This window comes from Streptomyces sp. NPDC127097 (assembly GCF_042724075.1).
Lineage (GTDB): Bacteria > Actinomycetota > Actinomycetes > Streptomycetales > Streptomycetaceae > Streptomyces.
Genome location: NZ_JBHXFI010000017.1, coordinates 22,763 through 34,843, shown reverse-complemented (window position 1 = coordinate 34,843; position 12,081 = coordinate 22,763). Strand labels below are relative to the sequence as shown.

Genomic DNA, 12,081 nt, shown 5'->3' with positions numbered 1-12,081 from the left:
ACAGCCACCCCGCCCCGCCACCCCGACACCCCGCCACCCCGCCACCCCGCCCCCACCGGAGCCGGGCTTCCACTCCGTACAAATCCACTCCGTACAAATCCACTCCGTACGAATCCGCTCCGTACGAGGTCCACTCCCTACGCATCCGCTCCATACGAGCCCACTCCGTACACATCCACTCCCTACGCATCCGCTCCGTACGCTTCCCCCATGCTCATCGCCCGTTCCGCCGTGCTGTTCGTCGTCGCCGCCCTCTTCGAGATCGGTGGCGCCTGGCTGGTCTGGCAGGGCGTCCGGGAGCACAAGGGCTGGGCCTGGATCGGCGCCGGAGTGCTGGCGCTCGGGGTGTACGGCTTTGTCGCCACGCTCCAGCCGGACGCCGAATTCGGCCGGATCCTCGCCGCGTACGGCGGTGTCTTCGTCGCCGGATCGCTGGCCTGGGGCATGGTCGCCGACGGCTATCGCCCCGACCGCTGGGACGTGATCGGCGCGCTGGTCTGTCTGGCCGGCGTGGCAGTGATCATGTACGCCCCCAGGGGCCGTTGACCGGCCTGCATATCCTGGCCACGGACCGTCTCCCCGGCTCATGAGGAGCAGGGGCCCATCGCCCGAGGAGAGTGCATGACCGCCGAGGCCCGTACCGCCGTCGTCACCGGAGCGAGCAGCGGCATCGGCGCCGCCACCGCGCGAGCGCTGGCCGCGGCCGGCTACCACGTGGTGCTCACCGCCCGCCGCAAGGACCGCATCGAAGCGCTCGCCGCCGAGCTGCCGAACGCCGAGGCTTACGCCCTCGATGTCACCGACCGCGCCGCCGTCGATGCCTTCGCGGCCTCCCTCGGCCGCTACCCGTCCGTCGACGTCCTGGTCAACAACGCCGGCGGCGCCCTCGGCGCGGAGCCGGTCGCCACCGGTGACCCCGCCGACTGGCGGACCATGTACGAGGTCAATGTGCTGGGCGTGCTCCATATGACCCAGGCGCTGCTGCCCGCGCTGACCGCCTCCGGCGACGGCACCGTCGTCGTGCTCTCCTCCACCGCGGGCCACGGCACGTACGAGGGCGGCGGCGGTTATGTCGCCGCCAAGCACGGTGCGCATGTCATCGCCGAGACCCTCCGTCTGGAGCTGTGCGGCGAGCCCGTGCGCGTCATCGAGGTGGCCCCGGGCATGGTCAAGACCGACGAGTTCGCCACCACCCGCTTCCGTGGCGACACCGACAAGGCCGCCAAGGTCTACGCGGGCGTCGACCAGCCGCTCAGCGCGGAGGATGTCGCCGACACCATCACCTGGGCGATCACCCGCCCCTCCCATGTCAATGTCGACCTCCTGGTGGTCCGGCCCCGCGCCCAGGCGTCCAACTCCAAGGTCCACCGCACCGGTTGAGCCACCCGGCGGGCACCGCCGCCCGCCGTACGGTCACCCCGAATATGGGGCCTGGGTACACCCCCCACCGGGTGTCCGGGCCCCGTGTTCCGGGCCGTTCCGCTCGCGACAGTGGACCCATGACCGCCACCGGACACGCAGAACCCCCCGCCCGAGCCACCACCGACGGGGGCCGACCCGCCACTACGGACACCGGCACCCGCCCGGCCACTACGGCCACCAGCGCTCGCCCGGCCACCACGGACACCGGCACCCACCCCGCCCCAACAGACACCGGCGTCCACCCCACCACCACCGAAACCAGCCCCACCCGGCGACGACGCCGCCGCCTCCGGACCGCCGTCTGGCTGCTCCCGCTCGCCGTCGTGACCGTCCTCGTCACCGCGCAGGCGCTGACCGCCTACGTCCCGCCCGACCCGCACACCAGCCGGGTCCCGCTCCGCGGCGAGCTCCACTACGTCCTGCTGGTGGCGCACATCGTCACCGCCGCCGTCGCCGTGTTCACCGGCCTCGCCCAGTCCTGGCCCTGGCTGCGCCGCCGGAGTCCGGCCGCCCACCGCTGGACGGGCCGCGCCTACTTCTTCGCCGGGGTCTTCCCCTCGGCCCTGGTAGGCATCCCCGTCGTCTGCCTCACCCCTCTGGGCCTCAGCAACCAGGCGTCCCTCGCGGTGCTCGACGCCCTCTGGCTGCTCACCGGCCTCGCCGGTTACCGCGCCGCCCGGCAGCGCCGCTACGCCGACCACCGGGTGTGGATGATCCGCAACTACGCCCTCACCCTCGTCGCCATCACCTCCCGCCTGATCCAGCCGCTGTTCGAGCACCTCGTGGCCGCCCAGCTCTCCGACCCCGTCTCCTACGCCGGTGACGCCCTGGCCGCCGGGCACGACATCGCCGGCGCCACGGCCTGGACGGCGCTGGTCCTCCAGCTGATCGCGGCCGAATGCCTGCTGCGGCGCCGTGCCGGACGGGCCACCCGCCGACGGGCGAAGCCCACGGCACCCCCTGCGCCGGGCTCAGCCCCCGGCCGCACCCCGGCCCACCCCTGACCTCAGTGCTTGAAGGCGCCCACGTCCCCCGGCTCGGTCTCCAGCGCCGCGCGGTCGAAGGTCAGCATGAGGAGGAAGAATTCCGCCCCGGCGACCGAAGCTCGGCCATCCGCCCCGGCGACCGAAGCTCGGTCATCCACCCCGGCGACGGAAGCTCAGCCATCCGCCCGGTGCCCGCAGCTCGGCCATCCGCCCGGCGCCCGCCGCTCGGCCATTCGGCCGCGATGGGCTCGCGCACCGTGCCGGGCCACGGTGTGGTGGACACGGAAGCGTGCCGACCCCCGTGCATGGGCGGCGTCGGGCGCTCAGCCGTGGAAGGACAAGGCATGCACATAGCGGGGGCCCTGGCGGGTCGTAGGCGGTACGCCGCGGTCGTCACCGCGGTCGTGACCTGCTCGACGGTCCTGGCCGGGCCGGGCCTCGCCGCGGCCGGCGGTCCGCCGTCGCCTTCGGGGCCTGTATCGGGGCTGGCGTGGCATCCCTGCGTCCAGGGCGGTCAGTTCGACTGCGCGACCGCGAAGGCGCCCCTGGACTACCGCAACCCGGGCGGTCGCACCATCGAACTGGCCGTCATCAAGCGGAAGGCGACCGACCCCCGGCGGCGCCTGGGCACCTTGTTCTTCAACCCCGGCGGACCCGGCGGGCCGGGCACGGTCCAGATGCCGCAGATCTACCCGCTCTTCCCGCGCGAGCTGCGGGAGCGGTTCGACATCGTCAGCTGGGATCCCCGCGGAATCGGCAGCAGCACCGCGGTGAACTGCTTCACCGGCCCCGCGGAGGCCCGCGCGTGGAACGCGAGCAGACCGGCCGGCTTCCCGGTGGGCGCGGCGCAGCGGGCGGCCTGGATCGCCGCGTACCGGGAACTGGGCCGGCGCTGTCAGCAGCGCGATCCCGAGCTGCTGCGCCATGTGTCGACCGCCGACACCGCGCGCGACCTCGACCGGCTCCGCCAGGCGGTGGGCGAACCGCAGCTCAGCTACCTCGGGATCTCCTACGGCACGTTCCTGGGCGCCACCTACGCCAACCTCTTCCCCGGCAGGGTCCGCGCCATGGCCCTCGACAGCACCATCGACCCGCTGGCCTGGACGAACCACGCCTCGCAGCAGGCCCCCCGGCTCCCGACGTTCCTGCGCATGGGCTCGGACCGCAGCGCGGCCGCGACCCTGGACCAGTTCCTCACCCGGTGCGGGGCCACCACCACGGCCCGCTGCGCCTTCTCCGCCGGGAGCCCGAAGGCGACCCGGGACAAGTTCGACCGGCTGATGCGGCGGCTCCGGGAGCGTCCCATCGGCGCGTGGACCTATGGCCGCACGGTCGGTGACGTGGTGAACAGCCTCTACAACCTCGACCCCGGATGGGCCTACCTCGCCGCCCGGCTCCAGACCCTCTGGCAGGGCCGCGCCCCGGACCCGACCCCGCCGCCCCCCGCACCGCCGGTCCCGAACCCGAATCCGTACACCGGTGAGGAACAGGCCGCCGCGGTGTTCTGCGGCGACAGCCCCCATCCGCGGGACCCCGGGGCCTATCACGCCCTGGCGGAGGACTCCGCCCGCCGCGCGGGCGACGCCGGACGCTTCTGGACCTGGGCGGGGGAGCCGTGCGCCACCTGGCCGGCGGTCGCCGCCAACAACTACCTCGGCCCGTGGAACAAGCCGACCGCGCACCCCGTCCTGGTGATCGGCACCACCTACGACCCCGCCACTCCCTACTCGGGCGCCCAGGCCCTGGCCAAGGAACTGGCCCAGGCCCGCCTGCTCACCCACCACGGCTACGGCCACAGCGAACTGACCAACCCCAGCACCTGCGTCCACGCCTACGAGAGCCGCTACTTCATCGACGGCACACTCCCGCCCCCCGGCGCGGCGTGCCGCCAGGGCTCGCCCCCCTTCGCCCACCCCGTACCCCGCGGCGGCGTCGCCACCGGCGGCGGAGCGATGGCCGGCCTCGTCTCCCGGGCCGGCCTGCGCCCCTGAACCGGCGCCGGCCCCGCGGCCGCTTCGGCGCCATGCCCACTCGGCGCCGGCCTACTTAGTGCTGACGACCACCGTGCGCATGACCTTGTCCGCGAAGGTCTGCCCCTTCGCGTCCCACGCCGGCCACAGGTACCCGATGTTGCACGCCGCGCCGTCCAGCCCGTGGCAGATCCGGCGCAGCAGGGCCATACCGAAGCCGAGCGGCTGACCGGTCTCCTCGCGTATGAGCCGGATCTTCATGGCCTTCTTGCCCGGTGACGCGCCCTTGCCCTCCTTGACGAGGATGACGATTTGGGCGGCGACCAACCACAGGAAGGCGAGCACCCACAGGACGAAAATGAAGGGGACTATTTCCCTCTTCGCAGCGTTCGTGCACTCAATGTCGAGGTATGCGCAGTCCGAGCCCCAGGTGTGCCTGAGGAGCATCGAGAGGGCGACGACGATGACCGGCACCAGTACGGCGATCAGGAAGTCGATCAGGGTGGCACCGAAGCGGGCACCCCAGCTCGCATACGCACCGTGCCGGACGGGCGCCATCGGCTGCTGCGGGTGGCCGTAGCCCGGCGCGGCCTGCTGCGGGTACCCGTACGGGGCCGGCTGCTGCGGCGCTCCGTACGGGGCCGGCGGCGGTTGCTGGCCGTAGGGGTGGTGCGGGCCGTCGAAGCTCATCTGTGGCTTTCCTCCGAGGTGTCAGGGGGACGACGCGGCGTGCCTCGGAGGCCGAACAGGTTTCACCGGCCCGCCCCCGACGGTGCCTGCGGCACTGCTGCCCGACGATCCTTCTGGTTGCGGCTCGGCTCTGTCCAATCAAGGCCGGGAGCGGTGGGCACCACGGCTCCCACCAGGAGGCGGGCCGGCGGGCGGCGGTCGCTCCGGACGCTGACCGACGGTCAGCACGCAGGCGCCCCGGACCACATGCGGTCCGGGGCGGTCGGTCACCTGGCGTGCCGCGCTCAGCCCTTCACGCAGATGACCTGCTTGAGCTTGGCGACGACCTCGACCAGGTCACGCTGCTGATCGATGACCCGCTCGATCGGCTTGTAGGCGCCCGGGATCTCGTCCACCACACCGGAGTCCTTGCGGCACTCCACGCCCCGCGTCTGCTCCTCCAGATCCCGGGTGGAGAACCGCTTCTTCGCGGCGTTCCGGCTCATCTTGCGGCCGGCGCCGTGGGAGGCGGAGTTGAAGGACGCGGCGTTGCCCAGGCCCTTGACGATGTAGGAGCCGGTGCCCATCGAGCCCGGGATGATCCCGTACTCGCCGCTGCCCGCCCGGATCGCGCCCTTACGGGTCACCAGCAGGTCCATGCCGTCGTACCGCTCCTCCGCCACATAGTTGTGGTGGCAGGAGATCACCTCGTCGAAGGTCACCTTCGCCTTCTTGAACTCCTTGCGGACGACGTCCTGGAAGAGCGCCATCATCACTTCCCGGTTGTGCCGCGCGTACTCCTGCGCCCAGAACAGGTCGTTGCGGTACGCCGCCATCGGCGGGGTGTCCGCGATGAAGACGGCGAGGTCACGGTCGACCAGGCCCTGGTTGTGCGGCAGCTTCTGCGCCTGGCCCATGTGGAACTCGGCGAGCTCCTTGCCGATGTTGCGGGAGCCGGAGTGCAGCATCAGCCACACCACACCGTCGTCGTCGAGGCAGAACTCGATGAAGTGGTTGCCGGAGCCGAGCGACCCCATCTGCTTCGTGGCCCGCTCCTGACGGAACTTGACCGCTTCGGCGACCCCGTCGAACCGCGCCCAGAAGTCGTCCCACCGGGCCGTGGGGAAGCCGTGCAGCCGCCCCGGGTCGACCGGGTCGTCATGCATCCCCCGGCCCACCGGAATCACCTGCTCGATCTTCGAGCGCAGCCGGGAAAGGTCGCCGGGCAGGTCGTTGGCGGTGAGCGAGGTGCGTACCGCGCTCATCCCGCAGCCGATGTCGACGCCGACCGCCGCCGGGCAGACCGCGCCGCGCATGGCGATCACCGAGCCGACCGTGGCGCCCTTGCCGTAGTGGACGTCCGGCATCACGGCCAGGCCCTTGATCCACGGCAGGGTGGCGACATTGCGCAGCTGCTGCATCGCGACGTCCTCGACCGTGGCCGGATCCGTCCACATCCGGATCGGTACCTGGGCACCCGGTACCTCGACGTACGACATAACTCCCTCATTCCCCCGAATTTATGAAAAACGCAAAAGCCGGACAAGTTATCCGATCTTGGACGGCGAACCGGCGTGCGCGGCAAGACGTGCGATAGACATTGTGTCCATCGGCCGCTGACCGGCGGCAACCGCATTTCGTAGGGGAAGGAGCCGCGAACGATGCCACGCAAGCCGTTCGTACCCGGTGCCGCACTGGTGGTGGCCGCGGCACTGGCCGCCGGCCTCACCGCCTGCACCGGCGGCTCCGGCTCCGACGGCGAAGAGGGGGACGCCAAGAGCGGCGGCACCTCCACGTCGAGCCAGGCCGCCGAGCCGGGCCGCTATCAGACCCTCCCCGAAGCCTGCGGGCTGCCCGCGCGCGGCAGCCTCCGCGGCATGCTGCCCGGCGACGGCCAGCACCTGTCGCGCGACGAGGCCAAGAAGATCTACGACGGCCAGCCCGACATCACCTACGACACCGACCGCCGGGTGGGCTGCCGCTGGACCCGCGAGACGACCGCGGGCACCCGCCATCTGAGCCTCGACATCCAGCGCGTGGTGTCGTACGACGCCGCCGTCAGCGATGACGACAAGGCGCAGGGGATCTACGACAGCAAGGCGCAGGCCGCGAAGATCCCGTCCGGCGGCAACGGCTCCCCCTCGCCCGTCGACCCGAGCCCGTCCGCCACCAAGGGCAAGGGCGAGGAGAAGGGCGGGGACGAGGGCAAGGGCGCGGGCACCGGAACCACCACGAACAGCTCGACGGACAAGAAGGAGCAGACGCCCTCCGGGAGCCCCTCGGGGGCGTCCAGCCCCTCCGCGGATCCCGGCGCGGACCCCAGCGCGGGCCTGAGCGACTCCACCGCCCCGCGCGTCCTGGACGACCTCGGGGACGCGGCCTTCCTCAATGACAAATTGGTCACAGCGGACTCGGGTGTGCACCGCGACGTCACTGTGGTCTTCCGCACGTCGAACGTCATCGTGACGCTCACCTACGACCAGTGGTCGACGGACAAGACGATGTTGCCGGAGAGCCAGGAATTGCAGGACAAGGCCCGTTCGCTGGCCGGCGAGCTGTCCGAGAGCCTCAGCGAATAGTCCGGATCGAGCGCATTGCCCGAATCGATAAGTACGGTGAACTGCGCCCGTTTTGGGCGCTGCGCTCATCGACAGGAACCGGTCACCCACCCCGCCGCGCCGCGTACCGTGCCCCTAGGGCGGACACGCCCTGCCCGTACGCGAGGAAAGGCGGGCCACCGCCACGGCCGCGCTCCACGCCGGCCGGACGACGACGAACAGCGAAGGAACCATGCACCGTTCAGCCAAGCGACTCGCCAGCCTTCTCACCTGCGCAGCAGTACCGGTGCTGCTCGTCGCCGGCTGCTCCGGCTCGGACAGCGACAGCTCCGGTGACGCCTCCGCCTCCACCAAGTCCAGCAGCGCGGCCAAGCCCTCGCCGAGCGTCGCGCCGGCGAAGTTCAAGAAGCTGCCGAACCCCTGCGAGGCGTTCTCCAAGGACACCGTCAAGAAGATGCTGCCCAAGGCGAAGGACACCTCCGGGGAGCGCGGCAACTCCACGGACAACACCGCGCACGGCACCTGCTCCTGGAGCAGCTCCGACGAGAACGGCGTCGACGGCACCCAGTTCCGCTGGCTGGACATCGGCTTCCAGCGCTACGACTCCGACCCGGCCATCGGCTCCGGCGAGAAGCGCGCCACGGACTTCTACGCCAAGCAGGTCATCGACGCGAAGGACACCAAGGACGCCAAGAAGCTGACGTCCGTGAAGACGTCCGGCACCGGCGACGAGGCGACCGCGATCACCTACGACGTGAAGAAGGAGGGCAACGACTTCAAGAACACCACGGTCGTCGCCCGCACCTCCAACATCGTCGTCACGCTCAACTACAACGGCGCCGGCCTGGCGGGCGCGGACACCCCCAAGGGTGCCGATCTGCTGAAGAAGGCCCAGGCCGCCGCCAAGGAAGCGGTCGGCGCCGCCACCAAGGCCAACGGCTGACCGGAGCGCCCCCGCCCGTGCCCCCGGCCCCGGCTGGGGGCACCTCCCGGTGGGGGCCGACGGCGGGTGTGCCACGCTAGGCGCGCCATTTCGCCGAGCCGGGGAGGGACCGCGGGTGTCCGCGACGCAGACGGCGCAGTTGACTCGTACCCACCGCATCCTGATCGGCGTGGTGATCGCCGGGGCGGCGCTGATCGCGGCCATCGGCTTCACCGGCTCCTACACCGCGGTGCGCGAGCTGGCGCAGAAGAAGGGCTTTGGCGCCTTCTCCGCCGTCTTCCCGATCGGCATCGACGCCGGGATCGTGGTGCTGCTGGCGCTCGACCTGCTGCTCACCTGGATCCGGATCCCGTTCCCGCTGCTGCGCCAGACCGCCTGGCTGCTGACCGCGGCCACCATCGCGTTCAACGGCGCGGCGGCCTGGCCGGACGCGCTGGGCGTCGGGATGCACGCGGTCATCCCGCTGCTGTTCGTGGTGGCCGTGGAGGCCGCCCGGCACGCGATCGGCCGGATCGCGGACATCACGGCCGACCGGCACATGGAGGGCGTGCGCCTCACGCGCTGGCTCCTCTCGCCCGTCCCGACGTTCCTGTTGTGGCGCCGGATGAAGCTGTGGGAACTGCGGTCGTACGACGCGGTGATCAAGCTGGAGCAGGAACGGCTCGTGTACCAGGCCCGCCTGCGTTCGCGCTTCGGGAGGAACTGGCGGCGTAAGGCTCCCGTGGAGTCCCTGATGCCGCTGCGGCTCGCCCGGTACGGGGTACCGCTGGCCGAGACCGCTCCCGCGGGGCTTGCCGCGGCGGGCATCGAACCGCAGTTGATGCCGGCGCCCCAGCAGCCCGTGACGCCCGCTCTGGAGCCGAAGGCCCAGGAACCGGCCGAGGAGCTGCCGAGCCAGTGGTTCGCGGCGCCGCAGCAGGTGACGTATCAGGGTGACTACGACCCGGCGTACGTCCCGGAGCAGGAACATCAGCTCCCGTACGACGAGCACCAGCAGGTGCCGGCGCCCGAGCAGGTCCCCGTACCCGCGCCACGCGGGCCGGAGCCCGAACCGGAGGTCCCGGTGCCGACCGGCGCGGGTGGCACGCGTCCGCTCGGCAAGGGCACTCCCGAGGCGGACCCGCAGCCTGACCGGGCACCGGCCGCGGCCCCGACCGACGAGGACCTGTACCAGGTGTTCCGGCATTCGATAGAGGGCGAAGGCATGCCGACACAGGGCGCGTTCGCGGCGAACCTGCAAGCGCAGTACGGGATCCGCCTCCGGGCACGGGACCTGCACCGCTACATGGACCAGTTCAGCGACCGCCTCAACGCGGAGCTGATGGACGAACACATCGCGTAACGCGCACGCCGGGGGCGGGACACATCCCGTAGGGGCGGGCCCCCATGCCGCCCCCATGCCATCCCTATGCCGCCCCCGACCGCTCCTGCTGCTGCTTGCGCTTCCTGGCCGTGTCGCCCCATACGGCCAGCGCCGCGCCGGCCGCGAAGAGGCCGACGTAGGCGGGGGACGGCAGGGTGAACCAGTGGGGCAGCAGCCCCCAGGCGCCGTCGAAGAAGACCTGGCCGATGAATCCCATCGCGCCCTGGATCATGACGATGAAGCCGATTAACCCTCTCATGGCTCCAGCGTGCAGCGTTCGGCCCCGGGAATCCTCGTCCCCGGGGCCGAACCCGTCTCCTCCCCCGGTCGGAGAGCCCGCCGGGGTGTCTACGACTCCACGGCAGCGGCCCCCCTAGGGGCTGTCATCATCCGCCGAGCAGCTTGCGCACCCGGTCGGCGCCGACGGCCAGCAGCAGGGTGGGCAGCCGCGGCCCGGTGTCCCGGCCGACCAGCAGGTTGTAGAGCAGGGCGAAGAACGCGCGCTGGGCGGCCTTCAGCTCCGGGGTCGGCTTGGCGTCCGGCGCCAGCCCCGCCTGGACCTTCGGCACGCCGTAGACCAGGGTCGTCAGACCGTCCAGCGACCAGTGCTCGTCGAGGCCGTCGAGCAGCAGCCGCAGCGAGTCACGGGACTGCTCGTCGAGGGTGCCGAGCAGCTCCCTGTCGGGCTGGTCGCGGACGACGGTGCGCTGCTCGGCCGGGACCTGGGTGGTGATCCAGTACTCCGCCTTGGCGAGCCGCGGCCGGGTCTCGTCCAGGGAGGTGACGGGGTTGGCCGGGTCCAGTTCGCTCAGGATCCGGAGCGTCTGCTCGTCATGGCCGGCGGTGATGTCCGCGACCGAGGCGAGGGTGCGGTACGGCAGCGGGCGCGGCGTACGGGGCAGCTCGCCGGCGGCGGTGCGGGCCGCGCGGGAGTACGCGGCGGCGTCGGCCGGCAGCACCGTGCCGTCCGCGACCTTGGCCTCCAGCTTGTCCCACTCGTCGTAGGTCCGCTGGATCTCCTGGTCGAAGGCGATCTTGAAGGACTGGTTGGGCCTGCGGCGCGCGTACAGCCAGCGCAGCAGCGGCGCCTCCATGATCTTCAGCGCATCGCCCGGGGTCGGCACCCCGCCGCGCGACGAGGACATCTTGGCCATGCCGCTGATGCCGACGAAGGCGTACATGGGGCCGATGGGCTGGTCGCCGCCGAAGATCTTGCGGACGATCTGGCCGCCGACGACGAAGGACGAGCCGGGCGAGGAGTGGTCGACACCGGACGGCTCGAAGATCACGCCTTCGTAGGCCCAGCGCATCGGCCAGTCGACCTTCCAGACCAGCTTGCCGCGGTTGAACTCGCTCAGCCGGACCGTCTCGCCGAACCCGCACTCGGTGCAGGTGTAGGCGAGCTCGGTGGTCTCGTCGTCGTACGAGGTGACCGTGGTGAGGTCCTTCTCGCACTGCCCGCAGTACGGCTTGTACGGGAAGTAGCCCGCCGAGCCGCCGCTGCCGTCGTCCTCGCCGGCCGCACCGGAGCCCTCGGCGGCCTCCAGCTCCGCCTCGTCGACCGGCTTCTGCGACTTCTTCGCCGGGGCCTTCTTCGTGCGGTACTGGGCGAGGATCGCGTCGATGTCCGCGCGGTGCTTCATCGCGTGCAGGATCTGCTCGCGGTAGACGCCGGAGGTGTACTGCTCGGTCTGGCTGATGCCGTCGTACTCGACGCCCATCTCGGCGAGCGCGTCGCTCATCGCGGCCTTGAAGTGCTCGGCCCAGTTCGGGTACGGCGAGCCGGCCGGGGCCGGCACCGCGGTCAGCGGCTTGCCGATGTGCTCGGCCCAGGACGCGTCGACGCCCTCGACACCGGCCGGGACCTTGCGGTAGCGGTCGTAGTCGTCCCAGGAGATGAGGTGGCGGACCTCGTGGCCCCGGCGGCGGATCTCGTCGGCGACCAGGTGCGGGGTCATGACCTCGCGGAGGTTGCCCAGGTGGATCGGGCCGGACGGGCTCAGGCCCGAGGCACAGACGACGGGTTTGCCGGGGGCGCGGCGCTCCGCCTCGGCAATGACCTCGTCCGCGAACCTGGAGACCCAGTCGGTCTCGGTGCTCTGCTGAGCCACGATCGGCCTTCCTCTTCCTGATGATCCTCATTGCGCCGTCTTGCGCGTTCGACGCACAA

General features: G+C 71.5%; 12 protein-coding genes. 7 read left to right on the top strand and 5 right to left on the bottom strand.

The genetic code is table 11. The features are described 5' to 3' along the window. Positions 1-210 precede the first annotated feature (210 nt). The 3 genes from ACFWJW_RS15615 (at position 211) to ACFWJW_RS15605 (ending at position 2,426) form a co-directional block, all read left to right on the top strand. Entirely contained in the window at positions 211-546 is a 336-nt protein-coding gene (locus tag ACFWJW_RS15615; protein ID WP_387240381.1) for a YnfA family protein, read from the top strand. A 75-nt stretch (positions 547-621) separates the two neighbouring features. Then, positions 622-1,380 (top strand): SDR family oxidoreductase, encoded by a 759-nt coding sequence (locus tag ACFWJW_RS15610; protein WP_387240378.1) that lies wholly within the window; start codon positions 622-624, stop codon positions 1,378-1,380. Positions 1,381-1,499: 119 nt separating this feature from the next. Further along, the gene (locus ACFWJW_RS15605; RefSeq protein ID WP_387240375.1) at positions 1,500-2,426 is read left to right on the top strand and encodes a DUF2306 domain-containing protein; all 927 of its coding nucleotides are present in this window, start codon (positions 1,500-1,502) and stop codon (positions 2,424-2,426) included. A 2-nt stretch (positions 2,427-2,428) separates the two neighbouring features. Here ACFWJW_RS15605 and ACFWJW_RS15600 read toward each other — a convergent pair whose 3' ends face one another. Beyond that, positions 2,429-2,566, bottom strand: coding sequence for a hypothetical protein (locus ACFWJW_RS15600; RefSeq protein ID WP_387240372.1), 138 nt, complete (start codon positions 2,564-2,566; stop codon positions 2,429-2,431). A 186-nt stretch (positions 2,567-2,752) separates the two neighbouring features. Between ACFWJW_RS15600 and ACFWJW_RS15595 the strand changes: the two genes are divergently transcribed. Next, positions 2,753-4,399 (top strand): alpha/beta hydrolase, encoded by a 1,647-nt coding sequence (locus tag ACFWJW_RS15595; RefSeq protein WP_387240369.1) that lies wholly within the window; start codon positions 2,753-2,755, stop codon positions 4,397-4,399. Between the two features lie 51 nt (positions 4,400-4,450). Here the strand turns inward: ACFWJW_RS15595 and ACFWJW_RS15590 are convergent, their stop codons facing one another. Next, positions 4,451-5,068 carry an RDD family protein gene (locus ACFWJW_RS15590; protein WP_387240366.1) on the bottom strand — a complete coding sequence of 206 codons (618 nt, stop codon included), beginning with the start codon at positions 5,066-5,068 and terminating at the stop codon, positions 4,451-4,453. Between the two features lie 284 nt (positions 5,069-5,352). Next, complete coding sequence (locus ACFWJW_RS15585; RefSeq protein WP_387240363.1) at positions 5,353-6,546, bottom strand: RtcB family protein; 1,194 nt, start codon at positions 6,544-6,546, stop codon at positions 5,353-5,355. Between the two features lie 162 nt (positions 6,547-6,708). On the opposite strand from ACFWJW_RS15585, the gene ACFWJW_RS15580 reads away from it, so the two are divergent. The 3 genes from ACFWJW_RS15580 to ACFWJW_RS15570 all read left to right on the top strand — a co-directional run bounded on the left by ACFWJW_RS15580 (position 6,709) and on the right by ACFWJW_RS15570 (position 9,890). Continuing rightward, complete coding sequence (locus ACFWJW_RS15580) at positions 6,709-7,626, top strand: hypothetical protein (protein ID WP_387240360.1); 918 nt, start codon at positions 6,709-6,711, stop codon at positions 7,624-7,626. A gap of 211 nt (positions 7,627-7,837) precedes the next feature. Beyond that, positions 7,838-8,548, top strand: a complete 711-nt coding sequence (locus ACFWJW_RS15575; protein WP_387240357.1) for a DUF3558 family protein — start codon at positions 7,838-7,840, stop codon at positions 8,546-8,548. 115 nt (positions 8,549-8,663) lie between these two features. Beyond that, positions 8,664-9,890 carry a DUF2637 domain-containing protein gene (locus tag ACFWJW_RS15570; protein ID WP_387240354.1) on the top strand — a complete coding sequence of 409 codons (1,227 nt, stop codon included), beginning with the start codon at positions 8,664-8,666 and terminating at the stop codon, positions 9,888-9,890. Between the two features lie 64 nt (positions 9,891-9,954). On the opposite strand, the gene ACFWJW_RS15565 is transcribed toward ACFWJW_RS15570, so the two are convergent. Together ACFWJW_RS15565 and lysS are read right to left on the bottom strand one after the other, a co-directional pair. Beyond that, on the bottom strand, positions 9,955-10,170 hold the full coding sequence (locus tag ACFWJW_RS15565; RefSeq protein ID WP_042155645.1) for a hypothetical protein: 216 nt from the start codon (positions 10,168-10,170) through the stop codon (positions 9,955-9,957). Between the two features lie 127 nt (positions 10,171-10,297). Beyond that, positions 10,298-12,022, bottom strand: a complete 1,725-nt coding sequence (lysS, locus tag ACFWJW_RS15560) for a lysine--tRNA ligase (RefSeq protein WP_387240351.1) — start codon at positions 12,020-12,022, stop codon at positions 10,298-10,300. Positions 12,023-12,081 lie beyond the last annotated feature (59 nt).

Excerpts from the sequence above, each read along its gene's own strand:
- ACFWJW_RS15615 (WP_387240381.1), top strand. The coding sequence starts at position 211 with ATGCTCATCGCCCGTTCCGCCGTGCTGTTCGTCGTCGCCGCCCTCTTC.
- ACFWJW_RS15565 (WP_042155645.1), bottom strand. The coding sequence starts at position 10,170 with ATGAGAGGGTTAATCGGCTTCATCGTCATGATCCAGGGCGCGATGGGA.
- ACFWJW_RS15590 (WP_387240366.1), bottom strand. The coding sequence starts at position 5,068 with ATGAGCTTCGACGGCCCGCACCACCCCTACGGCCAGCAACCGCCGCCG.
- ACFWJW_RS15595 (WP_387240369.1), top strand. The coding sequence starts at position 2,753 with ATGCACATAGCGGGGGCCCTGGCGGGTCGTAGGCGGTACGCCGCGGTC.
- ACFWJW_RS15575 (WP_387240357.1), top strand. The coding sequence starts at position 7,838 with ATGCACCGTTCAGCCAAGCGACTCGCCAGCCTTCTCACCTGCGCAGCA.
- ACFWJW_RS15610 (WP_387240378.1), top strand. The coding sequence starts at position 622 with ATGACCGCCGAGGCCCGTACCGCCGTCGTCACCGGAGCGAGCAGCGGC.
- ACFWJW_RS15585 (WP_387240363.1), bottom strand. The coding sequence starts at position 6,546 with ATGTCGTACGTCGAGGTACCGGGTGCCCAGGTACCGATCCGGATGTGG.
- ACFWJW_RS15605 (WP_387240375.1), top strand. The coding sequence starts at position 1,500 with ATGACCGCCACCGGACACGCAGAACCCCCCGCCCGAGCCACCACCGAC.
- ACFWJW_RS15580 (WP_387240360.1), top strand. The coding sequence starts at position 6,709 with ATGCCACGCAAGCCGTTCGTACCCGGTGCCGCACTGGTGGTGGCCGCG.